Genomic DNA, 21,780 nt, shown 5'->3' with positions numbered 1-21,780 from the left:
TTCCAGGTTCCGTCGGGTTCCACGTCGAGGTAATGGCCCGACCGGGTGGTTTCGCCCGTGGTCGGCGGCGTCTAGTTTCGGAACTGCGCAGCAGATGAGGAGAAGTGGGGGCATGCCCTGGATCTGAGCGCCCGGACGATGGACACGGTGGGGGACGGCGCTGATCTGTCCGCCTTGGTCCCGTATGTCCCGGGCCTGGTCATCGAGTGGCTGGAGTCCGCCCCGGAGGCGACCAGCCGCACCGTGCACGGCACCGCCGTCTTCGCCGACATCTCCGGCTTCACGGCGCTGACCGAGCGGCTGGCCCGGAAGGGTCGCGCCGGCGCGGAGGAGATGGGCGACATCCTCAACCTGGTCTTCGACCAGCTCCTCGGCCGCGCCTACGAGTACGGCGCCGGCCTGGTGAAGTGGGGCGGCGACGCGGTGCTGCTGCTCTTCGACGGGCCCGGCCACCTCGAGCGCGCGGCCAAGGCGGCGGCGGAGATGCAGCGGGTGATCCGGCAGGCCGGGCAGGTCACCACGTCGTCGGGGAAGGTCCGGCTGCGGATGTCGATCGGGCTGCACACCGGCGACCTCGACTTCATGCTCGTCGGCGCCTCCTCCCGCGACCTGGTCGTCTGCGGACCCGGTGCCAGCACGGTCGCCCGGATGGAGGCCGCCGCCGGCGCCGGCGAGGTCGTCGCCAGCCCGGCTGCGGCGGAGCTGCTGCGCGCCGCCGGCGCCCGGCTCGGCGGCACCCGGGGCGGTGGCCGCGTGGTCGCCGATCCCCCCGCGGTGGCCACCCTGCCCGAGCCGTTGCGCGGCGCCGTCCGGGCCGACCTGCGCCAGGTCGTGCCGGCGCCGCTCGTGGAGCACCTCGTCTCCGGCCGGGTCGAGCACGAGCACCGCAACGTCGCGGTCTGCTTCGTGGAGTTCTCCGGGGTCGACGACCTGCGCGAGGTCGCCGGGCTCGACGCCGCGACCCGTGCGGTGGCCCGGGTGGTGGCGGCCTGCCAGGAGGCGGCCGACGCGCACGAGGTCACCTTCCTCGCCTCGGACCTCGCCCCCGACGGCGGCAAGATCATCCTGATCTCGGGTGCCCCGCGCACCGTCGGCGACGACGCCGCCCGCGTCCTCATCGCCGCCCGCCGGATCCTCGACAGCGAGCAGGAACTCACCCTGCGCGCGGGCGTGAACACCGGCCGGGTCTTCGCCGGCGACTACGGTCCGGCCCGGCGCCGGGTCTACTCCGTCACCGGCGACTGCGTGAACCTCGCGGCCCGGCTGATGGCGAAGGCGGGGCCGGGTGAGCTGGTCGCCAGCGCGGCGTCGCTGGCCCGCTCCCGGACCCGGTTCAGCACCGTCGCGCTGGAGCCGTTCGCGGTGAAGGGCAAGAGCAGCCTGATCGACGCCGCGACCGTCGGACCGGTGGCGCGGACGACCGGCGCCGCCCAGGCCGGCGGCCTCCCCCTGGCCGGTCGGGACGCCGAGCTGCGGACACTGCTCGACGCCGCGGCCGCCGCCACGACCGGCTCGGGCAGCAGCGTCGAGCTCGTCGGCGAACCGGGGATCGGGAAGTCCCGGCTGGCCCAGGAGCTCGCCGCCCGCGCCGGCCTGGACGTGCTCTGGATGGACGGCGACATATACGCGACGAGCACGCCGTACGAACCGTTCCACCGGCTGTTCGCGCAACGGCTCCGGATCGAGCGCGGCGACGAGCGCGCCGTGCTGCGGCGGCTGCGCGCCCTGGTCCGCGACCACGCCCCGCACCAGCTCCCGATGCTGCCGCTGCTCGCCATCGTCGCCGGCATCGACCTGGCCCCGACGCGAGAGGTCGACGCGCTGGACAACGCTGTCCGCAAGCACGTCCTGGAGAGCGTCACCAGCGAGGTGCTCGGGGCGGCGCTGGACCGGCCGACGCTGATCGTCTTCAACGACGTGCACTTCATGGACGAGGCCACGACCGACCTGCTGGACCGGCTTGCCCGGGACGCCGCCGGGCGGCCGTGGTTGATCGTCGCGACCCGGCGGCCGAGCTCGCAGTGGCAGCTCGACCCCGGCCCAGGTCGAGCCTCGGTCACCCTGGGACCGCTTGCCGACGACGCCGCGGACGCGCTGCTGGCGGCGGCGATGGGCGACCGGCAGGTCCCGGCGCACCGGACCGCCGCGCTGGTGGCCCGGGCCGGCGGCAACCCGCTGTTCCTCACCGGCCTCGCTGCCGGGGTCGACGCCCTGCTGGCCGACGAGGGCCTGCCCGACTCGATCGAGGCGATCATCGCGTCCCGGATCGACCGGCTGGCGCCGCGGGACCGGACCTACCTACGCTCGGCGGCGGTCCTCGGGATGTCCTTCGACCCGGCTCTGCTGCGCGCCATCCTCGGTTCCGTGGACGGCGCCTGGCCGGTGCCGCCGCGGCTCGAGGACCTCGCCGAGTTCCTCACCCGGACCCCGGACGGCGACTACGAGTTCGTGCACCACCTGGTCCGCGAGACGGCGTACGAGGGCCTGCCGTTCCGGCGCCGGGTCCACCTGCACGCGGTGACCGCGGACCTGGTCGTCGGGCGGCTCAGCGGACGTCCCGACCGCGACAACATCCTCAGCCTGCACAGCTTCCACGGCGCCCGCTACCTCGACGCCTACATGTACTCGCGCCGCGCGGCGGCGAGCGCCCGCGAGCAGTTCGCGAACGCGGAGGCGGCCGAGTGCTACGAGCGTGCCGTGGCCGCGGCGCGGCACCTCCGCGCCGACCAGCGGCACGAGCTCGGGGCGGTGTGGGAGGAGCTCGCCGAGATCTACGAGGCCCTCGGGGACATCGAGGCGATGGGCTCGGCGCTGAAGCAGGCGCGGTCGCGGAACGGGACCGACCCGCACTCGGTCGCTCGGCTGGCGTTGCGCACGGCGGTGCACCGGCGCCTCAACGGCCAGTACGCCGACTCGCTGCGCTGGGTCACCCGGGGACGCAAGGCGCTCGACGGCCTGGACGACGCCGAGGCGCACCGGCTGCGCGCCCAGCTCGCCGAGCGGTACTGCCAGGACCGCTTCGCCCAGGGCCGGTACGACGACGCGATCCGGTGGGCCGACATCGCCGTCGAGGAGGCCCGGACCGGCCACGACGCCCGCACCCGGGCCCGGGCCCTGGAGTTCCGCAACCTGGCGCTGAGCTTCTCCGGTCGTCCGGTCGACCTGGACCTGGCCGGGGAGTCGCTGGAGCTCTTCGCGAGCATCAACGACCTCAGCGGGCTCGCGCGCGGTCACAACGCGGCCGGCCTGCTCTACCTGGAGGAGGGCCTCTGGGTCGACGCGCTGGCGCACTACCGGGCGTCGGCGGACACCTACCGGGTCCTCGGCCGGCAGCTCGACATCGCGCTCCAGGAGGCGAACGCCGCCGAGATCCTCATCCACCAGGGGCACCTGGACCAGGCCGAGGAGCTGCTCGCCGACGCGATGAAGGTCTGGCGCGGCACCAGTGCGATCGGCGAGCGCGCGTTCGGGCACAGCCAGCAGGGCCGGATCGCGATGGCGCGCGGCAACCTCGAGGAGGCGGAGGGCCTGCTGGAGCGGGCGCGCGCCCTGCACCTGGAGATCGGCGAGGCGCACGAGGCGCAGGCGGTCGGGGCGCTGCTCGCCGAGTGCCGCCTGCTCCGCGGGAACGCGGCCGGTGCCGTCGCCGCGGCGAGCGCGCTGCTCGACGACCACCCGCCGGAGTCGCTGGTGCGGGTGCTACACCGGATCGCGGGCACCGGGCTCATCGTCCGGGGCACCGGCGCGGCCCGGGACGAGGGGATCGGCCGGCTGCGGACGAGCCTGGAGGCGGCGCGCGCCGCCGGCGCGGACCACGACGCCGCGCTCGCCCTGCTGGAGCTCGTGCGCGCGGGCGCGGCCACGGCGGAGGAGTGCGCCGCCCTGGACGTGCTCCGGCGCGACGTCGCGGAGCGGTGCGGCGTCACCCTCCCGGAAGTTTCTTCGCAGATCGCGTAAGCAGGCGACTCGGCGTCAGGTCTTGAAGAGTGTGAGCGGGCGGTGGTGTGTACCCGAGGCCGCCCCGCCCGCTCACGCCCAGGCATGACATCGCCGTAGCGGCTGTGTGACATCACAAGGGTGTTGACATGACATCATCATGATGTCATCGTGGTGCGCATGGACATCACCCCGTACGTCGAACGCCTCCGCCAGGACCTCGCGCAGACCGCGGCCGCCGGCGACGAGCAGATCCGTGCGGCGGCCGAGCGGCTCGCCCTGGCGCTCGACCCGAGCATGCGGCTGGCGCTGATGGAGACGCTCTCCCAGGCCGCCGCCGAGATCACCACCGAGATGCGCACCGGCTCGGTCGACGTACGGCTGGTCGGGCGTGAGCTCGAGTTCGTCGTCGACGACGGCGATCTGACGCCGCCGACCGCCGCCCCGTCGGCTCCCCTCGATGCCGAGGACGAGGACGACGCCGCCACCGCGCGGATCACGCTGCGGCTGCCGGAGAGCATCAAGACCAAGGCCGAGGAGCTGGCCGTCAAGCACGGCAGCTCGCTGAACACCTGGATCGTCAACGTGCTGCGCACCGCGACCCGGGAGAACGCCATCAACATCGACATCGACCTGTCGAGCATCCCGTTCGGCGCCATGAAGGATCCGTTCAGCGGAGGAAACCCCGGCGGCAACCGCCGCGGCAAGCGCATGACCGGCTGGATCTGAGGAGAACACCATGGAGAAGACTTTCGCGACCCCCGAACCGGTCGAGCTGTTCGTCGAGCTCGGCACCGGCAAGCTCCTCACCACCGCGACCGGTACCGACCGCACCGTGGTCGACATCGCCGGCCCGCGCGCCGAGGAGTTCACCGTCCAGCAGAGCGGCCGCAAGATCGCGGTGATCGCGCCGCACGGCCGGTTCTTCGGCCGCTTCGACTCCCACACCGTGACCGTCACGCTGCCCACCGGCAGCAGCCTGGCCACCAAGACCGGCTCGGCGGACACCAAGACCGTCGGCACCCTCGGCACCGTGGCGCTCAAGACCGGCTCCGGCGACGTCGAGCTGGACCGCGCCGAGGGGCCGGTCGTGATCGAGAGCGGCTCCGGGGACATCGAGGGCTTCGTCCTGGCTGACGAGGTCAGGATCAAGAGCGGGTCGGGCGACATCGACCTCGGCGAGCTCGGCGGCAAGACCGGGATCTCGACCGGCTCGGGCGACGTGATGATCGCCGTGGCCCGCGGCAAGACCGTGGTCAAGACCGGCTCGGGCGACCTCCAGGTCAAGCGTGCGGACGCCGAGATCTCGCTGGTCACCGCGTCCGGTGACCTGACCGTCGGGAACGCGCCGAGCGGCAAGGTCACCGCCAAGAACGTGTCCGGGAACGTCTCCATCGGCATCCCCGAGGGCACGCCGGTGTGGACCGACATCAGCACCGTGACCGGCAACGTCCGCAGCAACGTGGCCAGTGCCGGCAAGCCGGCCGAGGGTCAGCCGTACCTGGAGCTGCACGCCAGCACGGTCAGCGGCGACGTCCGGCTGCACCAGGTCTGACCGGACCAGCGACGGGACGGGAGGAGGACAACCCCATGTGGCAGAGCACTCCGAGCGACGAGCTCGTCAACCTGAACATCAGCGGCCGGGTCCGCCCCGACCACGGCTCCCACCGGTACGGCAAGGAGACCCGGCGGTGAGGGGCCCGTCAGGACCGCATCGCGACGCCGCGTCGCCAGTAGCCCATGAACGCGACCCGCGTGCGGTCGACCTCGAGCTCGCTGACCAGCGCACGGCGCAGGGTGGTCACCATCCGCGACTCCCCGGCGATCCAGGCGTAGAGCCCCTCCAGTCCCGTCGCCGGGTCGGCGGACCGCCCCCGACCTGGCTCGACCTGGACGTCGGCCCCGGAGGAGGAGTACGTCGGCGTCTCCCAGAGGTCCGGGTCGACCTCCGCCGGTTCGGCCCATTCGCCCGCCTCTAGTCCGACGTGCGCGCGGACCGCGGGGACGACGCGGCTGCCGGCCTCCGCACGGCCGCGGACGAGCCAGCAGAGCTCGACGCCGGCCGGGGCGACGAGGTCCTGGACGTCCGCGGCCTCCGGCACCTCGAGGAACACGTGCCCGCGGGCCTCAGGGGCCAGGAACGTGAGGATGCTGGCGATCGCCGGGACCGCGGTCTCGTCGCCGACGAGCAGCAGCCGGTCGGCGCCGTCCGGGATGTCGAACTCGATGCCGCCGAACTGCTGGCCGCGTCGCGGCGCCAGGGTGAGCACCCGGTCCCCCGGCCGCGCGGCGAGCGCCCAGGCGGCACCCGGTCCGGCCAGCCCGTCCTCGTGCACCACGAAGTCGACGACGAAGCGGGTGTCCTCGCCGTCGCCGAGCACCTCGCGGATCGTGTAGGTCCGCAGGTGGCCGCGCTCGGCCTCGGGCCGTTCGAGCCATGCCCCGAGCCAGCTCTCGTCGGCTCCGCCGATGTCCGGGAGGTCGCGCCCCTCGGCGGCGAAGATCAGCTTGAACCGCTGGTCGTAGCGCGGGCCGTCGACGCCGAAGTGCGCGAGCTCGGGGCTGGAGAACTCGACCCGGACGAAGGTCGGCGAGATCCGGGTGACGGTCTCGGCGCGGAGCTCGGTCAGGAGCAGGGGCAGTGCGGACGCGGTCGTCATAAGGGCACCCTAACTTAGGGTGCCCTTACTTCTATATCTGTGTGCGGTGGAAGTTCGCGTAGGACCGCGACGGCGTCGGACCGCGCTGGCCCTGGTACCGCGAGCCGTACTTCTCCGAGCCGTACGGGTGGTCCGCCGGCGAGCTGAGCCGGAAGAAGCACAGCTGCCCGATCTTCATGCCCGGGTAGAGCTTGATCGGCAGCGTCGCCACGTTGGCCAGCTCCAGGGTCACGTGCCCGCTGAAACCCGGGTCCACGAACCCGGCGGTGGCGTGGGTGAGCAGCCCGAGGCGGCCCAACGAGGACTTGCCCTCGACGCGGGCGGCGACGTCATCGGGCAGCGTGCACACCTCGTACGTCGACCCGAGCACGAACTCCCCCGGGTGCAGGATGAACGGGTCGTCCCCCTCCGGCTCCACCTCGCGGGTCAGGTCCGACTGGTCCACCGCGGGGTCGATGTGCGGGTATTTGTGGTTCTCGAAGACCCGGAAGAACCGGTCGAGCCGGATGTCGATGCTCGACGGCTGGATCATCGACTCCTCGAACGGTTCGACACGGATCCGGTGGGCGTCGATCTCGGCAAGGATGTCGCGGTCGGAGAGCAGCACGCGGTCACGCTACCGGCCCTCGTAACATCGATCCATGCCGTTCCACCGTTACGTCGCCCTCGGCGACTCCTTCACCGAGGGCGTCGGCGATCCCGACCCCGCCCGCCCCAACGGACTCCGCGGCTGGGCCGACCGCGTCGCGGAGGTGCTCAGCGCGCAGACCGACGACTTCGGCTACGCGAACCTCGCGATCCGCGGCCGCAAGCTCAAGCCGATCCTCGCCGAGCAGCTCGAGCCGGCGATCGCGCTCGGTCCGGACCTCGTCACGATCCACGCCGGCGCCAACGACGTCCTGCGCCCGAAGGTCGACCTGGACGACCTCGCCGCGGCGTACGACGAGGCGATCGGCAGGCTCGCCGGCACCGGCGCGCACGTCGCCCTCTTCACGATCTTCGACCCGGGCGGCTCCGGGATCTACGCCGCCCTGCGCGGCCGGATGGCGATCTTCAACGAGCACGTCCGCGAGATCAGCGAGCGGCACGGCACCACCCTGGTCGACATGTGGCGGATGCGCGACTACGACCCGGCGCAGGTCTTCGACACCGACCGGATGCACCTCAACGCCGTCGGGCACCAGCACATCGCGTTCGCGGTCCTCGACGCGCTCGGCATCGAGCACGACGTCGAACCGCTGCCGCGTCCGGCCGTCCCGGTGCTCAGCGCGCGGGAGCGGCTCAGCGCGAACGCGACCTGGACCCGGGAGTTCCTCGGCCCCTGGATCCACCGCCGCCTCACCGGCCGCTCCTCCGGCGACTCGATCGACCCGAAGCGCCCGGCCTTCGCCCCGATCACCGCCTCGGACTGACCTCAGTCCAGACGGGCCTGGATCTCCGACCGCAGGTCGCGGTAAGACGTGAAGGCTCCGATATGGACCCAGCGCACGCGTCCGTCGCGGACGATCACGGTGGTGGGGATCCCGTTCGGGATCAGCACCCGGCGGAGGCCGAACATGACGTCGGCGCTGGCGTCGGAATAGTTCGCGAACGTCACACCCCGGTCCGACATCTCCCGGGCGGCGTACGTGAGCTTGTTGTCGCGGCTGACCCCGACAACCCGTACGCCGGCCCGGCTGAGCCTCTCCAGCCACGGAAGCTCAGCCCGGCAAGGGGCGCACGAGCTGGCCCAGAAGTTGACCACCGTCGCGCCGGTGAGGTCGAGGCGCCTCGGCCCCCGTTCCCCGATGCGGTCCATCCGAGCCGCAGCCCCGGGCATCGATAGGTCAACGAAGGCCCAACCCTCGCGGGCTGCGCCGCGGCCAGGCGCGGCATTGACGCCGCCCTGCCCCGAAGCGCTGTGCGGCGGCGGTGAGCCGCATCCGAGGAGCACCCACGCCATAAGGAGGAGGGCGACGAAAAGACCTCCCCACATCCATCGCGACTTCATCACATCGTCCTCCGTCCGAGATCCCGCGGAAGTCAGCCAATCTCCACGCCCTCTTGGAGGACGCGCCGCGTTCGCGACCGATTACGCAGACGTGCGGCGTGCCGACCGTTCCACTGCGCATCTCCGCGGCAACTGTCGTAAGCGGACGGGTTCGCGGGACGTCTTACCGACAAGACGCGCCGCAGGGGCGGCGGGGGAAGAAGATCGAGAGGTCAGAGGAATGTGGCGCAAACTGGCGTACGTCGCTGCGGCCGTTGCACTCAGCTGCGGGTGCTCCTCTGCCGATCAGCAACGCCCTTCCACATCCAGCCACCGCCCGACAGAGCTTCCGCTCTCTGCGAGCGACGCCAGGTTGGCACTGGCTCATTATCAAATGGGCGCGGACCCGCGCTCCGCTAGGGAGATCGTCGGCGCCACCGCCGCCATCGTAAGGATCGAGCGTTTCGACAGTCATGCGGTCGTTACAGCGCGAGGGCAAAGCCGGTTGGGGAAGAAGCGCACGGTATTCGCCGAGCTCGCCCTCGACCCGGACATCGGTTGGTTCGTGGCAAACGCTTGGGATCGACCGGGTGGGCGTTTCACCTGGGCCACCTTCGAAGGCTCCTCAGGTACAGGTTTCGCGTGGGACGGCCTGCCTGCCGGAAAGCACATCTCAGTGGGCGGTCAGCTCCTCCGCTCAAGCAGAACCGCTGACATGGAACTAGTTCATTCACCAATCAACGAAGATGAGGTATTCCTGCAATGACATTCTCGCGATTCGCGGCCACCGTGGCAGCCTTCGCAGCGATCCTCGCCGCAATGAGCGCGGCACCGGCGCACGCTGCGGACGAAACCTCCTGTAGCGGGAGCTACCAGGGCGACAAGATGGCTGCCAAGGCATACACGTCCCGCAGCACCCACATTATTGGCGGCGTCGGCGCGGGCATCGACAGCTACGTCCTCGGGGTACCGATCACCTGCGATGTCTCAAACTCGGAGGACGCAGACAACATTGTCGACACGTACCTGCAAGGCACGATCTACGCCTATGACTCAAACGCTCGCGCCTACACCTACTGCATGGGCCTCACGCCGGGGTGGCGGGGCTACTGGTCGACGGCCAACCAGTACTGGTCGACCGACATGGACCTGAATCCGGCGAACTTCTGCGGCTGGAAGACGAAGCCAATCAAGGTCCGCACGATTGCCAAGGGTCAGTGGAAGGACGGCACCATCAAGACGGCCACGACGTACGTTACCGACTCGGCCCTGTGATCTGAGATCAGCCAACTATGACGTCACGCTGGCGATCTGCTGTCATCGGCCTCGGGGGACTCGCCCTCCTCGGCGCGTTGGTCCGGGTCCTCAATCTGGATCCGCTCGCACCGCTGCGCAGCCTTGGAGGAGCCTCGCGCTGCACGGTCGTGGCCGTCCTGGTCGTGACGGGCCTGATCGCTGGGCGAATCCTCGACTGGTTCGCCTCGCGCCGTCACGACGGCCGTGGCCGGGACCGCAGCTAGGCGACACCCGCCAACAACATAGAACCGGCCGGGACCACCAGGTCCCGGCCGGTTCTTACGTCTGGTTCAGCTCTGCGTTGCCTTGATCTCGATCACGAAGACCAGGGTCTGCCCGGCAAGCTCGCTGCCCGAGCCCTTCTCGCCGTACGCGTACTTCGGCGGGATCGTGACGACGAGCTTGGTGCCGACCTTCTGGCCGACCAGCGCGGAGCCGAAGCCCGCCACGACATCGGTCGTCCGGAACGGCACCGGCTGCTTGCCGTAGCTCTGGTCGAAGATCTTCTTGGTGTCCCAGCTGGTGCCCTGGTAGTCGACGGTCACCTGGTCGCCGGCCTTCACGACTTCGCCCTTGCCGGGCTCGAGGACCAGGAGCTTGAGGTCGGGGGACGGCTTGCCGGCCGGCAGCGTCAGCGTCGGCTTGCCGCTGGCGTCGAACTTCACCGTCGGCTTGTCCGAGGTCCAGGCCTGCGGGACGAGCGGCTTCTTCTTGCCGATCACGTCGGTGACGATCACGACGGTGTCCGTCCCCTTGATGCCGGCCTGGGCGTTGCCCTGGTCGCCGTACATGTCCTTGGCGGGCACGGTGACGACGACGCGGGAGCCGAACGGGACGCAGGAGATGCCGGCGGAGAACGCCTCGATGACCTGGTCGTCGCCGACCGTGAGGGACAGCGGCTGGGTGCCGAGCGACTTGCCGTCGCCGCCGAGGTAGGCGCTGACGATGGTGTCGACCTCGTCGCCGTCGGCGGTGGTCGCGCCGTCACCCTTGGTCACGACGGTGCGCTGCAGCTCGTCGGCCTTGAGCGGCTTCTCGAACGTCGCGGTCTGGGTCTTGCCGAACTCGCCGGTGACCTTGACGGCGTCGCTGGCGTCACCGGACTTGATGTCGCAGCCGCTCGCCTTCGCGGTGTCCGACGCCTTCGACGAGGCGTCCTTGCTGTCCTTGCTGTCCTTGCTGTCCTTGCCGTCCTTGCTGCCGTCGCTGCCGCACCCGGCGAGCAGGAGGGCACCGGCCGCCAGCAGGGCGACCGGCACGGTCCGGCGGAGGGAGGGACTGCGCAGCATGAGGAACTCGATTCCGGAGGAAGTAGGTGGACGGCCCGCTCACGCTTCCGCATCGGGACCGGTGAACAGTCTGCCAAGTGGCACAAGCCGCCGGGTGCGATCCCGGATCGTGATCGGAGTCGGCTACGATCTCTCCACGTCGGTCCGCGAGGGCCGCACGCGGATGTAGCTCAGTTGGTAGAGCGCGACCTTCCCAAGGTCGATGTCGCGAGTTCGAGTCTCGTCATCCGCTCCAGCTTTCCTCCCGTGCGGTTGACTTCGTCCCGTGCGCACGCCCCCTCGAGATCACCGACCTGCTGTGGTCGTTCGACGACAGCGGGCGCACGACCGGAAGGGCTACGGCGCTTTCTCGGCGCCCGTCCGCAGCCGCTGACCTGCTCGCTAGGCTCGCGGGATGACCGAGTTCACCGGCTTCCCCGAGGCGGCCCTCGACTTCTACGACGACCTCGAGATGGACAACACCAAGTCCTACTGGGAAGCGCACAAGCAGGTCTGGACGGACGCGGTGAAAGCGCCGATGACGGCGCTCACCGACGCGCTGGCCGAGGAGTTCGGGGCCGCGAAGGTGTTCCGGCCGTACCGGGACGTGCGGTTCGCGAAGGACAAGACGCCGTACAAGACGCACCAGGGGGCGTTCGTCGCCGCCGGTCCCGCGGTCGGCTGGTACGTCGAGATCTCGGCGCGCGGGGTGCGCAGCGGCGGCGGCTTCTACGAGGCCGGCGGCGCCAACCTGGCCCGGATCCGGGAGTCGATCGACCACGAGGCCACCGGCAAGGAGCTGGGGAGGATCCTGGCGACTCTGGAGAGGAAGGGGTTCGAGGTCGGCGGCGACAGGCTCAAGACCTCCCCGCGCGGGTACGACGCCGACCACCCGCGGATCGAGCTGCTCCGGTACAAGTCGATCACCGTGGGCCGCCCCTACGGCTTCGACAAGGTCATCCACTCCCCGGAGCTGGTCGACGCGGTCCGCCAGGACTGGCGGGCGATGAAGCCGCTGGTCGAGTGGGTCTCCGCGCGGGTCGACTGACCGCTGCTACGTTCCCGCCCATGACTCTGATCCAGGTCAACGGCAAGCAGGTCAACATCGAGGACACCGGCACGCCGGCGGGCGACCCGGACGCCCCGGTCCTGGTGATGGGGCACGGGCTGCTGTTCAGCACGTCGATGTGGCGCGAGCAGGTGGCCGCGCTGCGGGCGTCGTACCGGTGCGTGACGGTCGACTGGTGCGGCCAGGGCGCGACCCCGGCGGTTCCCGGCGGCGCCGACATGGACTCCCTGTACGCCGACCTGGTCGGTGTGATCGAGCACCTCGACGTCGGGCCGGTGCACTACCTCGGCCTGTCGATGGGCGGCTTCGTCGGCCTGCGGCTCGCCGCCCGACGGCCGGACCTGGTCCGGACGCTGACCTTGATCGACACCTCGTCGGGCCCCGAGGACCCGGACAAGGTGAAGAAGTACCGGCTGCTCGGGACGATCTACGGGCTGGTCGGCCTGAAGCCGCTGCTCGGCCAGGTCGCCCCGATCATGTTCACCCCGGCGTTCCTGAGGACCCCGGCCGGCAAGGACGTGGTGGCCACCTGGGTCGGCGAGCTCGGCGGACAGCCGCGGCGCGGCACGAAGCAGGCGATCCTCGGGGTCGTCGACCGCGAGCCGGTCCACGACGAGATCGGCGCGATCACCGCCCCCACGCTCGTCATCGTCGGGGCCGAGGACGTCGCCACGCCGGTGGCGAAGGCCAAGCGGATCGCCGCGTCGATCCCCGGCGCCCGGCTGGAGACGCTGCCCGGGGTCGGCCACGTGAGCACGCTGGAGGCACCGCAGGCGGTCAACGCGCTGATCCTGCCGTTCCTCGCCGCTCACGCCTGAGTCCACCGGGCGTTCACCGCCCGGCCACTCCCGCGGTTCACGCTCGGGGCATGGCACGACGGAAAGTCATCTGGCACATCGGACCGGCGGACCCGGGGACCGAGTTCCTCGCCACCGCCCTCCAGGCCGCCCGACCGGAGCTGGCCGAGCACGGCGTCGCGGTCCCCTCCGGGGCCTGGCACGAGATCGAGGACCAGATCTGGGCCCACAAGGGCGTCTCGCTGCTGAGCACGCCGGGGATCGCCCGCGCCGACCAGGCGAAGGTGGCGCTGCGGCTCGCCGGACTGCGCGACCTCGAGGTGCACCTGGTGCTGCTCGTCCGCGACCTGCCGACCCAGGTCTACTCGGCGTGGCAGGCCGGTCTCCAGCAGGGCAGCACCACGTCGCTGACCAGGTACGCCGACCGCCTGCTCGACCCGGTGCGGTCGCACTGGCAGGCCGAGGAGTTCTGGGTCGGCCACGACCTGGACCGGATCCTGCCGCTGTGGACCCGGGCGTTCCACGCCGACCGGGTGCACGTGGTCGCCGCGCCGCGTGACGCCGACGGCCTGTGGAGCGCGCTCACCTCGTTCGCCGGGGTCACCGACGTGGCCCGGCCGGAGGGCTACGTGCCGCCGGCGCTGGCAGCCGATCTCGACGCCGAGCGGGTCCTGGACATCACCACCCGCTGGGCGAAGCTCGTCGCCGACCGTGGTTTCGACGCGCACGGGTCGCTGATCACCGCGTCCGCGGAGGCCGTGGTCCCGTCCGGCGCCGAGCAGTGGGAGGCGCTGGCCGAGCTGCTGGCGGCCACCACGGGCGAGGTCGAGCGACTCCGGGCCGAGGTGGCCCGGCTCCGCGCCGAGAACGCGGACCTGGACCGCAAGCGCCGCAAGCACAAGCGCCGGCTCGCGGAACTCACCGCCGGCGACTGACCCGCGTGGGTTCTGGGTCACAACGCGTTCTGCTTGCACGGTCAACGAACTCGGCGCATACTTGTTGTTACTGACCAGTAAGTAACCTGCGGTCATGACATCCGAGAACGAAAAGGGTGGGTTGTGAGCCACTACAAGAGCAACATGCGCGACATCGAGTTCAACCTCTTCGAGGTGCTGAACCGGGACGAGCTGCTGGGCAAGGGTCCGTTCGAGGCGATCGACGGCGAGACCGCCCGCACCATCCTCAGCGAGATGGACCGGATGGCGCGTGAGGACCTGGCCGCGTCGTACGAGGACAGCGACCGCAACCCGCCGGTCTTCGACCCGGCGACGAACAGCGCTCCGCTGCCGGCGGCGTTCAAGAAGAGCTACCAGACCTACATGGAGTCGGAGTACTGGCGCCTCCAGATCAACGAGGACCTCGGCGGCACGCCGGCCCCCTCGTCGATCGTCTGGGCCATGGGCGAGCTGATCCTCGGCGCCAACGCGCCGATCTGGATGTACGCCGCCGGCCCGTCGTTCGCCGGCGTGGTCCACAAGAACGGCACCGACCGCGACAAGCAGATCGCCCGGGTCATGGTCGAGAAGCAGTGGGGCGCCACCATGGTCCTCACCGAGCCGGACGCCGGCTCCGACGTGGGCGCGGGCCGCTCCAAGGCCACCCTCAACGAGGACGGCTCCTGGAACATCACCGGCGTCAAGCGCTTCATCACCTCGGCCACCAACGACATGACCGAGAACGTCATCCACCTGGTGCTGGCCCGCCCGCAGGGCATCGACGGCGTCGGCGGCCCGGGCACCAAGGGCCTGAGCATGTTCATCGTGCCGGAGTGGCACTTCGACCACGAGACCGGCGAGCTGACCGGCGAGCGCAACGGCGCCTACGTCACGAACGTCGAGCACAAGATGGGCATCAAGGTCTCCAACACCTGCGAGGTCACCTTCGGCGACCCGCAGGTCGGCGGCGGCGAGGCGGCCAAGGGCTGGCTCGTCGGCGAGGTGCACAACGGCATCGCGCAGATGTTCCAGGTCATCGAGAACGCCCGCATGATGGTCGGCACCAAGGCCATCGCGACGCTGTCGACCGGCTACCTGAACGCGCTCGAGTACGCCAAGGAGCGCGTCCAGGGCGGCGACCTGACCAACCAGGCCAAGGACGCCCCGCGCGTCACGATCACGCACCACCCCGACGTCCGCCGGTCGCTGATGACCCAGAAGGCGTTCGCCGAGGCGATGCGCGCCCTGGTGCTCTACACCGCGTCCTGGCAGGACCAGATCCAGCTCGCCGAGCACGACGGCGAGCGCAACGAGCTGGCCGAGCGGGTCAACGACCTGCTGCTGCCCATCGTCAAGGGCTACGGCTCGGAGCGTTCCTGGGTGCTGCTCGGCACCGAGTCGCTGCAGACCCTCGGCGGCTCGGGCTTCCTCCAGGAGTACCCGATCGAGCAGTACGTGCGCGACGCCAAGATCGACACTCTCTACGAGGGCACCACCGCGATCCAGGGCCAGGACTTCTTCTTCCGGAAGATCGTCAAGGACCAGGCCAAGGCGCTCACCCACATCAACAACGAGATCGACGCCTTCATCAAGAGCGAGGCCGGCAACGGTCGCCTCAAGGTGGAGCGCGAGCTCCTCGCCAAGGGCCTGGAGGACGCCGGTGCGTTCGTCGGGAACATGATCAACACCCTGATGAGCGCCGACGAGTCGGCCGAGGGCGGCAACATCCAGAACATCTACAAGGTCGGCCTGAACACCAGCCGCCTGCTGATGGTCCTCGGCGACGTCGTCTGCGCCTGGCTGCTGCTGCGCGGCGCCGAGGTCGCGCTGGAGAAGCTCGCCGGCGAGGTCTCCCCCGCGGACAAGGCGTTCTACGAGGGCAAGGTCGCGGCGGCGCAGTTCTTCGCCCGCGAGAACCTGCCGAAGCTGACCGCCGAGGTCGCGATCGCCGAGGCGACCGACCTGGCGATCATGGAGCTCGACGAGAGCAGCTTCTGAATCAGCACCGCCTGATCTGACGCTCGAAGGGGTTTCGAGACGGGCCTGGCGGCCTTCCTCAACCACCGGTGGTGGAGGAAGGCGCTCCGGCGCTTGTCTCGAAACCCCTTTCGTCGTTCCCGGACGCGAGCACCGGCAGCAGCGCCGGCCGCTTGGCGGTCCGCCCGGTCCCGGGACCGCGGCCGCGGAGCTGGCGGTAGAGGAACGGCATCAGGAACGTCGCGAGCCACCACGCGTCCCGGCGTACGACGGTCAGCCGCGAGGCGCGCACCCCGTCCACGTCGGCCCACGAGTGGTCGCTCCCCGGCAGGTCCAGCAGCTCGGCCATCGCCGCGGCGATCCTGGTGTGCCCCAGGACGCTGCCGTGGATCCGGTCGTGGCTCCACATCGCCGGGTCCGCCGCCAGCTCGAGGGAGAACAGGTCGAGCACGTCGACGTCGTACCGGGCGGCGAGCGCGACCAGCCGGGCGTTGAGCTCGGCCTCGCGCGGCCGCAGCCAGCGCATCACGGGCAGCATCATCGCCACGTCCGGGAAGGTCATCGTGAGCACCCGGCAGCCGGTCCCGGTCAGCGCGGCGATCGTGGCCTCGACGTGCTCGACGGTCGCGTCGAGGTCGAAGTCGTGGCGCAGCACGTCGTTCATCCCGACCACGACGACGGCCAGGTCGGGCTCCAGCGCGAGCGCCGCCGGAAGCTGGACCTCGCGCACGTGCCGGGCCCGGCAGCCGCGGACCGCGAGGTTGGCGTAGGTCAGGTCGGGACTGGTGGTCTCGGCGAGCAGCCTCGCGAACCGGTCCGCCCAGCCGCGTACGCCGGTGAGGTCGTCACCGTCGTTGAGTCCTTCGGTCTGCGAGTCGCCGAGGGCGACGAACCGCCGGTACGTCGTGGCCACAGCGAGAAACTACCCGGTGCTGCCCCGGGGCTATCCCCTAGCCTGGAGGCCGGACGTCGGGAGGAGCGCGCGTGGGCCTGGGGATCGGAACCGTGCTGGTGCTCGCCGGCCTGGCGTTCGTCGCCGGGCTCGGCTGGCTGCCCGACGAGTCGGAGCCGTTCGGCTGGACGCTCGTCGTGCTCGGCGTCGCGGTCGCGGCGGTCGGACTGCTCGTCAACGCCCGGCGGCACCGCGGCGACCGGGCCTGAGCGTCCGGTCAGGCGGCCGGCTGTGGGCGGCGCAGCCGCGAGCTCCCCTCGAGCGCCTCGAGGAAGGCCTCGACGACCCGGCTCAGCGCCGGGGCGGCCTGGGCGTCGATGTTGACCGGCGCGTCCAGCGGGGACGGCTCCAGCGGCGTCGGCGACTCGATGAACCGGTCGAGGACGAGGAACCCGTTGACGACGTGCCGCGCCTCCATCGAGGTCAGCACGGGACGCAGGGCGTAGTCGAGGGCGAGCGCGTGCGCCACGCTGCCGCCGGTCGCGAGCGGCAGCACCGCCTTGCCGGCGAGGCCGAACTGCGGCATCAGGTCGAGCCAGGTCTTGAGCAGCCCGGAGAACGCGGCCTTGTAGACCGGGGTCGCGACGACCACGCCGTCGGCACGGTCGAGCCGGGCGGTCGCGTCGACGATCGCCGGGTCGCCGAACTCGGCGTGCAGCAGGGCCTGCGCCGGCAGGTCGCGGATCCGCAGCACGTCGACGGTGTGGCCCTGCGCGGTGAGCAGGCCGGTGACGTGGCCGAGCAGGACCGCGCTGCGCGACACCTCCATCGGACTGCCGGAGACGGCGAGGACGTGGGCCATGGGAGTGCTCCTGTCGGTGGGTACTTCATTTAAGTCTAGCGGCTTACTATACTTTATCTCTCACCGCCCGGCCCGGCGCGTCCACGGACACCTATGCTGCGGGCATGACCCTTCGAGACGAGCCGGGACGGCTCTCCTCAGGACCAGCCGACGCCTCCCGCCTCGCCGACCTCGTGGAGACCTGGCGCTCCGCGATCGCCGAGTTCGTCGCCCTCGCCCGCGAGATCCCCGAGGACCAGTGGGACCTGCCGACGGACCTCGACGGCTGGAGCGTCCGCGACAACGTCGCGCACACGGCGCACCTCGAGGCCGTCCTCGCCGGCGCGCCCGAGGAGACGGTCGAGGTGGCCGAGGCGCCGCACATCAAGGACCTCGGCGGCCTGTACACCGAGCAGGGCGTGCTCGCCCGCCGCGGCCGCGGCCTGCCCGAGCTCGCCGACGAGATCGAGACCGCCGCGGCGACCCGGCTCGCCGAGCTCCGGGCCGACCCGCCCACCGACGGCGCCGCCGCCCCGCCGCGCACGCCGGCCGGTATCGGCTGGAACAACGACACCCTGCTGAACAACCGGCCGCTCGACGTCTGGATGCACGAGCAGGACGTCCGGCGAGCGACCGGCCGCCCCGGCGGGTACGACGCCCCGGCAGCCGACCACACCCTGGCCCGGCTCGGCCGCGCGCTGCCGATGGTGCTCGGGAAGCGGGTCGCCCCGGCCGCCGGCACCTCGGTCCGCCTGGACGTCACCGGCACCGCGCACTCCTGGTCGGTCCTGATCGGCGACGACGGCCGCGCCACCGCGGTCGAGCAGCTCGCCGACCCGACCGTGCTGATCACCCTCAGCCCGGAGGACTTCGTCGTGCTCGCCGGCGGGCGCCGCCCGGTCGAGGCCACGGAGCCGACGTACGACGGCGACGCCGCGCTCGGCCGCGCCGTGCTGAGCAACCTGGCGGTGACCCCGTGACCCGCACCCGTTGGACCCTGGCCGACGTACCGGACCTGAGCGGCACGCGTGCCCTCGTCACCGGCGTCACCGCCGGGCTCGGGACCGAGACCGCGCGCGAGCTCCTCCGGACCGGCGCCGAGGTGGTGCTCGTCGCCCGGTCCGCGGACAAGCTCGACGCGACCGTCGCCGGGCTCGCCGCCGAGATCCCGCACGCCAAGGTGCACCCGGTGATCATCGACCTGGCCGACCTCGCCTCGGTACGCCGCGGCGCGGCCCAGGCCGCCGAGATCGGCCCGCTCGACCTGCTGGTCAACAACGCCGGCGTGATGGCGCTGCCGTACGCGGCGACCGTCGACGGGTTCGAGCGCCAGCTCGGCACCAACCACTTCGGCCCGTTCCTGCTCACCGGGCTGCTGCTGCCCCAGCTGGTCGCCTCGGGCCGCGGCCGGGTCGTCGCGGTCGCCTCCCAGGCGCACCGCCTGGCCCGGCGCGCCCCGCTGGGCGACCCGCGGCAGCACACCGGCCGCTACTCCAAGTGGGGCGCGTACGGCGCCTCCAAGCTGGCGAACCTGATGTTCACCTTCGAGCTCGACCGCCGGCTGCGCGCGGCCGGCCTGCCGGTCACCGCCCTGGCGGCGCACCCCGGCTACTCCGCGACCGAGCTGGTCGGCAAGACCGGCGGCGTCGGCGGCTCGATCATGACCGCGGCGACGACGCTGCTCGGCCAGCGCGCCGAGCTCGGCGCGCTCCCGACGATGATGGCGGCGACCGCGGACCTGCCCGGATCGACCTACGTGGGCCCGGACGGGCCGGCGCAGATGCGCGGCTACCCGCGGGTGGTCAAGGCCCGCCGGCTGGCGTACGACGAGGACGCCCAGCGCCGGCTCTGGTCGCTCAGCGAGGAAGCGACCGGGATCCGGTACCCGTGAGCGTCCCCGGGGAGGTCCTCCGTCCGATCACCCCGGCCGACCACGCGCGCGTGCTGGCGTGGAACCAGGCGCACGTCGAGCTGCTCGCGCCGCTGGACGAGGCCCGCCTGGCCGCGCTGCTCGGGTGGACCGAGACCGCCGCGGTCCTCACCCACGAGGGCCGGGACGTCGGCTTCGTGCTGACGTTCGGCCCCGGGTCGGCGTACGACTCGGAGAACTACCGCTGGTTCGCGGCCCGGAACCCGTCCTTCGTCTACCTCGACCGGATCGTCGTCGACCCGACGGTGCGGCGGTCCGGCCTCGGCACCCGGGTGTACGACGCCCTGGAGGCGGATGCCGCGACCCGCGCGCCGGTGTTCTGCCTCGAGGTCAACGTCGACCCGCCCAACGACCCGTCGCTGGCCTTCCACCGCGCCCGCGGCTACGTCGAAGTCGGCAGGCAGCAGGCCGGTGACCACGGTGACCACACCGTCGCCCTGTTCGAGAAGTCGCTGACCCGGCGCGCGGATTCATAGCCCGATCGGACTACCGGCGGCCTCCGTCCACGTCATATCTGACCAGATCGTCTTTCAGTTTGGCCGCCACCCCTGATGATCTGCGTGCCGGACGTACCGGCGCACCCGAGAGAAGGGCCCGCGTGGAGCTCACCACCGCACTCACGACGCCGCGCAGCAGACGGGGCCGGCCGCTCCGGCTGCCCACCGACCGGGCGCCCCGGACCGGGCTCGTCGTGGACTCCCGACCGCGGCTCTCCTGGCTGCTCGCGCTCTCCCGCCTGCACTCCGGCCGTCCCGAGCACCTGAACCGCGAGGCCTTCGGGCGCGCGCTCGTCCAGGTCGGTGTCAACGCCGACCAGAGCCGGATCAGCCGCTGGGAGTCCGGGTCGATGCAGCTGCCCGGGCGGGCGTTCTTCGGTTACGAGTGCGTCCTCGGCACCCCCGCCGGCGGCTACGAGCTGCTCGCCGACCAGGTACGCCGCTCGCTCGACCCCGACGCCGCCGCGCCGCGCCTGGAGCTGGCGGCCGGGTACGAGACCGACGGCGGCCGGCTCGACGGGCTGTTCGCGGCCATCGCGGCCTGCGAGCACGACGGCACCGACTGGATGCGTCTCGCGGGTGCGCTCGAGCAGCACCGCCAGCTCTACCTCTCCGCGCCGGTCTGGGCAGACCTGTGCGCGAAGCTCCTCGACGAGCTGGTCCGCTCGACGGGGATCGCGCACCTGCGCCGCCAGGTCACCGCGGAGGCGGTGCTGCGGCACCCCGAGGGCGGGCGCGCGATGCTCGCGGCGATCCGCGACCTGGCGAGCACCTGCGGCGCACCGAACCTGGCCTTCGCGACCCGTCCGCTGCGCAACGTCCCCGGACACGAGGTGAACCGCCTGTTCGTGGAGATGCTCGCCGCGCCCGGCGCCCTCCGGCAGGCCGCCTCGCAGATCATCCCGGTCCGGCTGGCCCGCGGTCTGTTCAGCGACTCCTGCACCGACCTGCTGCTGGCGCACCTCGGGCAGCTGTTCCGGGGCCGCGGCCGACCGGGGATCCCGACACAGGCCCTCGACATCATCGCCGCGCTCCCGCCCGGACCGCAGGCGGCGCTGCTGGCCCGGATCCCGGCCGGCGCGCAGCACGAGGCCCGGCTCGTGCTCGAGCACGGCGAGCTGACCAGCCCGGAGCGGGCCCGCCGCGTGACGGCCGCGATCTGCCGGCGGATCGCCGACCCGCAGGGCATCTCGGTCTCCCACGACTCCGACCCGATGCTCGCGTCGCTTGTGCACGAGGCCCTGTTCCACGTCCACGGCGAACGGCGGCACCTCGCCTCGGTACTGCTCGGGGCCAGCCCCTACGCCCACAGCCTGCCCGCGGCGGTCGTGGCCGCCGCCGGTGAGCTCGACCCGGGCACGATCGGACGCTGCCTGACCCTGGTCGCGGACCTGCGGCCGCCCAGCGAGGTCGTCGCGCCGGTGCTCGCCTGGGCGTTGCACCACCCGGAGGCCCGCGTCCGCGGCCGGTCGCTGGTGGCGCTCAGCGGCGTCGCCACCGGACTGCCGGAGACCGCCACGCAGCAGGTGGTCGAGGTGGCGCGCGCGGACCCGGACGCCTCGGTCCGCGCACTGGCCGTGAACCTGCTCGGGATGGCCGGCGCCTGCTCCCTGGACGCGCTGATCCGGGAGGGGCACACGAGCACACCCGTGGCGGCCTGGTGGCGGCGCGGAACGCCCGTCCTGGAGGACCGCCCGGCCTCGTAGGATCCGA

Annotated in this window: 21 protein-coding genes and 1 tRNA gene; 16 read left to right on the top strand and 6 right to left on the bottom strand. The window is 71.7% G+C overall.

What is annotated here, in order from left to right:
* Window positions 1-138: 138 nt before the first annotated feature.
* From AB4Y76_RS14290 to AB4Y76_RS14280, 3 genes are all read left to right on the top strand, one after another.
* On the top strand, window positions 139-3,957 hold the full coding sequence (locus tag AB4Y76_RS14290; protein WP_441926378.1) for an adenylate/guanylate cyclase domain-containing protein: 3,819 nt from the start codon (window positions 139-141) through the stop codon (window positions 3,955-3,957).
* Between the two features lie 159 nt (window positions 3,958-4,116).
* The gene (locus AB4Y76_RS14285; protein ID WP_441926376.1) at window positions 4,117-4,665 is read left to right on the top strand and encodes a toxin-antitoxin system HicB family antitoxin; all 549 of its coding nucleotides are present in this window, start codon (window positions 4,117-4,119) and stop codon (window positions 4,663-4,665) included.
* Between the two features lie 10 nt (window positions 4,666-4,675).
* Window positions 4,676-5,491 carry a DUF4097 family beta strand repeat-containing protein gene (locus AB4Y76_RS14280; RefSeq protein ID WP_441926374.1) on the top strand — a complete coding sequence of 272 codons (816 nt, stop codon included), beginning with the start codon at window positions 4,676-4,678 and terminating at the stop codon, window positions 5,489-5,491.
* 148 nt (window positions 5,492-5,639) lie between these two features.
* Here the strand turns inward: AB4Y76_RS14280 and AB4Y76_RS14275 are convergent, their stop codons facing one another.
* Together AB4Y76_RS14275 and dcd are read right to left on the bottom strand one after the other, a co-directional pair.
* On the bottom strand, window positions 5,640-6,596 hold the full coding sequence (locus AB4Y76_RS14275) for a siderophore-interacting protein (protein WP_441926372.1): 957 nt from the start codon (window positions 6,594-6,596) through the stop codon (window positions 5,640-5,642).
* 31 nt (window positions 6,597-6,627) lie between these two features.
* Complete coding sequence (dcd, locus tag AB4Y76_RS14270) at window positions 6,628-7,203, bottom strand: dCTP deaminase (RefSeq protein ID WP_441926370.1); 576 nt, start codon at window positions 7,201-7,203, stop codon at window positions 6,628-6,630.
* 34 nt (window positions 7,204-7,237) lie between these two features.
* Between dcd and AB4Y76_RS14265 the strand changes: the two genes are divergently transcribed.
* Entirely contained in the window at window positions 7,238-8,008 is a 771-nt protein-coding gene (locus AB4Y76_RS14265; protein WP_441926368.1) for an SGNH/GDSL hydrolase family protein, read from the top strand.
* Window positions 8,009-8,010: 2 nt separating this feature from the next.
* Here AB4Y76_RS14265 and AB4Y76_RS14260 read toward each other — a convergent pair whose 3' ends face one another.
* A complete protein-coding gene (locus AB4Y76_RS14260) occupies window positions 8,011-8,586 on the bottom strand; it encodes a TlpA family protein disulfide reductase (protein ID WP_441926366.1) in 576 nt (191 codons plus the stop codon).
* 373 nt (window positions 8,587-8,959) lie between these two features.
* Here AB4Y76_RS14260 and AB4Y76_RS14255 point away from each other — a divergent pair, with 373 nt between their 5' ends.
* Together AB4Y76_RS14255 and AB4Y76_RS14250 are read left to right on the top strand one after the other, a co-directional pair.
* Window positions 8,960-9,331 carry a hypothetical protein gene (locus tag AB4Y76_RS14255; RefSeq protein WP_441926364.1) on the top strand — a complete coding sequence of 124 codons (372 nt, stop codon included), beginning with the start codon at window positions 8,960-8,962 and terminating at the stop codon, window positions 9,329-9,331.
* Window positions 9,332-9,354: 23 nt separating this feature from the next.
* The gene (locus tag AB4Y76_RS14250; RefSeq protein WP_441926363.1) at window positions 9,355-9,840 is read left to right on the top strand and encodes a hypothetical protein; all 486 of its coding nucleotides are present in this window, start codon (window positions 9,355-9,357) and stop codon (window positions 9,838-9,840) included.
* Between the two features lie 311 nt (window positions 9,841-10,151).
* On the opposite strand, the gene AB4Y76_RS14245 is transcribed toward AB4Y76_RS14250, so the two are convergent.
* Window positions 10,152-11,150: an FKBP-type peptidyl-prolyl cis-trans isomerase gene (locus AB4Y76_RS14245; protein WP_441926361.1), complete on the bottom strand. Its 999-nt coding sequence runs from the start codon at window positions 11,148-11,150 to the stop codon at window positions 10,152-10,154.
* A gap of 159 nt (window positions 11,151-11,309) precedes the next feature.
* On the opposite strand from AB4Y76_RS14245, the gene AB4Y76_RS14240 reads away from it, so the two are divergent.
* The 5 genes from AB4Y76_RS14240 (at window position 11,310) to AB4Y76_RS14220 (ending at window position 15,928) form a co-directional block, all read left to right on the top strand.
* Window positions 11,310-11,385, top strand: a tRNA-Gly gene (locus AB4Y76_RS14240).
* Between the two features lie 159 nt (window positions 11,386-11,544).
* Complete coding sequence (locus AB4Y76_RS14235) at window positions 11,545-12,177, top strand: DUF2461 domain-containing protein (RefSeq protein ID WP_441926359.1); 633 nt, start codon at window positions 11,545-11,547, stop codon at window positions 12,175-12,177.
* 20 nt (window positions 12,178-12,197) lie between these two features.
* Complete coding sequence (locus AB4Y76_RS14230) at window positions 12,198-13,016, top strand: alpha/beta fold hydrolase (protein ID WP_441926358.1); 819 nt, start codon at window positions 12,198-12,200, stop codon at window positions 13,014-13,016.
* Window positions 13,017-13,066: 50 nt separating this feature from the next.
* Window positions 13,067-13,930: a hypothetical protein gene (locus AB4Y76_RS14225; RefSeq protein WP_441926356.1), complete on the top strand. Its 864-nt coding sequence runs from the start codon at window positions 13,067-13,069 to the stop codon at window positions 13,928-13,930.
* Between the two features lie 123 nt (window positions 13,931-14,053).
* Window positions 14,054-15,928 carry an acyl-CoA dehydrogenase gene (locus tag AB4Y76_RS14220; protein WP_441926354.1) on the top strand — a complete coding sequence of 625 codons (1,875 nt, stop codon included), beginning with the start codon at window positions 14,054-14,056 and terminating at the stop codon, window positions 15,926-15,928.
* A 58-nt stretch (window positions 15,929-15,986) separates the two neighbouring features.
* Here AB4Y76_RS14220 and AB4Y76_RS14215 read toward each other — a convergent pair whose 3' ends face one another.
* Entirely contained in the window at window positions 15,987-16,820 is an 834-nt protein-coding gene (locus tag AB4Y76_RS14215) for an SGNH/GDSL hydrolase family protein (protein WP_441926352.1), read from the bottom strand.
* Window positions 16,821-16,891: 71 nt separating this feature from the next.
* Between AB4Y76_RS14215 and AB4Y76_RS14210 the strand changes: the two genes are divergently transcribed.
* On the top strand, window positions 16,892-17,068 hold the full coding sequence (locus AB4Y76_RS14210) for a hypothetical protein (RefSeq protein WP_441926350.1): 177 nt from the start codon (window positions 16,892-16,894) through the stop codon (window positions 17,066-17,068).
* Between the two features lie 8 nt (window positions 17,069-17,076).
* On the opposite strand, the gene ssuE is transcribed toward AB4Y76_RS14210, so the two are convergent.
* Window positions 17,077-17,661, bottom strand: coding sequence for an NADPH-dependent FMN reductase (gene ssuE, locus AB4Y76_RS14205; protein ID WP_441926348.1), 585 nt, complete (start codon window positions 17,659-17,661; stop codon window positions 17,077-17,079).
* 104 nt (window positions 17,662-17,765) lie between these two features.
* Between ssuE and AB4Y76_RS14200 the strand changes: the two genes are divergently transcribed.
* The 4 genes from AB4Y76_RS14200 to AB4Y76_RS14185 all read left to right on the top strand — a co-directional run bounded on the left by AB4Y76_RS14200 (window position 17,766) and on the right by AB4Y76_RS14185 (window position 21,773).
* A complete protein-coding gene (locus AB4Y76_RS14200) occupies window positions 17,766-18,620 on the top strand; it encodes a maleylpyruvate isomerase family mycothiol-dependent enzyme (protein ID WP_441926346.1) in 855 nt (284 codons plus the stop codon).
* Window positions 18,617-19,531, top strand: a complete 915-nt coding sequence (locus AB4Y76_RS14195; RefSeq protein WP_441926344.1) for an oxidoreductase — start codon at window positions 18,617-18,619, stop codon at window positions 19,529-19,531. Before AB4Y76_RS14200 ends, AB4Y76_RS14195 begins: the two co-directional genes overlap by 4 nt.
* Window positions 19,528-20,046: a GNAT family N-acetyltransferase gene (locus AB4Y76_RS14190; RefSeq protein WP_441926342.1), complete on the top strand. Its 519-nt coding sequence runs from the start codon at window positions 19,528-19,530 to the stop codon at window positions 20,044-20,046. The genes AB4Y76_RS14195 and AB4Y76_RS14190 overlap by 4 nt, the downstream gene beginning before the upstream one ends.
* 122 nt (window positions 20,047-20,168) lie before the next feature.
* Entirely contained in the window at window positions 20,169-21,773 is a 1,605-nt protein-coding gene (locus AB4Y76_RS14185) for a hypothetical protein (protein ID WP_441926340.1), read from the top strand.
* Window positions 21,774-21,780 lie beyond the last annotated feature (7 nt).

Source organism: Marmoricola sp. RAF53, from assembly GCF_052114005.1.
Lineage (GTDB): Bacteria > Actinomycetota > Actinomycetes > Propionibacteriales > Nocardioidaceae > Marmoricola.
Note: the sequence above shows the minus strand (reverse complement) of the source record. Positions and strands in the feature narration are given on the sequence as shown.

Bases quoted from the DNA above. Each gene is read 5' to 3' on its own strand.
- AB4Y76_RS14290 (WP_441926378.1), top strand. From the start codon at position 139: ATGGACACGGTGGGGGACGGCGCTGATCTGTCCGCCTTGGTCCCGTAT.
- AB4Y76_RS14285 (WP_441926376.1), top strand. From the start codon at position 4,117: ATGGACATCACCCCGTACGTCGAACGCCTCCGCCAGGACCTCGCGCAG.
- AB4Y76_RS14280 (WP_441926374.1), top strand. From the start codon at position 4,676: ATGGAGAAGACTTTCGCGACCCCCGAACCGGTCGAGCTGTTCGTCGAG.
- AB4Y76_RS14275 (WP_441926372.1), bottom strand. From the start codon at position 6,596: ATGACGACCGCGTCCGCACTGCCCCTGCTCCTGACCGAGCTCCGCGCC.
- AB4Y76_RS14265 (WP_441926368.1), top strand. From the start codon at position 7,238: ATGCCGTTCCACCGTTACGTCGCCCTCGGCGACTCCTTCACCGAGGGC.
- AB4Y76_RS14260 (WP_441926366.1), bottom strand. From the start codon at position 8,586: ATGAAGTCGCGATGGATGTGGGGAGGTCTTTTCGTCGCCCTCCTCCTT.
- AB4Y76_RS14255 (WP_441926364.1), top strand. From the start codon at position 8,960: ATGGGCGCGGACCCGCGCTCCGCTAGGGAGATCGTCGGCGCCACCGCC.
- AB4Y76_RS14245 (WP_441926361.1), bottom strand. From the start codon at position 11,150: ATGCTGCGCAGTCCCTCCCTCCGCCGGACCGTGCCGGTCGCCCTGCTG.
- AB4Y76_RS14235 (WP_441926359.1), top strand. From the start codon at position 11,545: ATGACCGAGTTCACCGGCTTCCCCGAGGCGGCCCTCGACTTCTACGAC.
- AB4Y76_RS14230 (WP_441926358.1), top strand. From the start codon at position 12,198: ATGACTCTGATCCAGGTCAACGGCAAGCAGGTCAACATCGAGGACACC.
- AB4Y76_RS14225 (WP_441926356.1), top strand. From the start codon at position 13,067: ATGGCACGACGGAAAGTCATCTGGCACATCGGACCGGCGGACCCGGGG.
- ssuE (WP_441926348.1), bottom strand. From the start codon at position 17,661: ATGGCCCACGTCCTCGCCGTCTCCGGCAGTCCGATGGAGGTGTCGCGC.
- AB4Y76_RS14200 (WP_441926346.1), top strand. From the start codon at position 17,766: ATGACCCTTCGAGACGAGCCGGGACGGCTCTCCTCAGGACCAGCCGAC.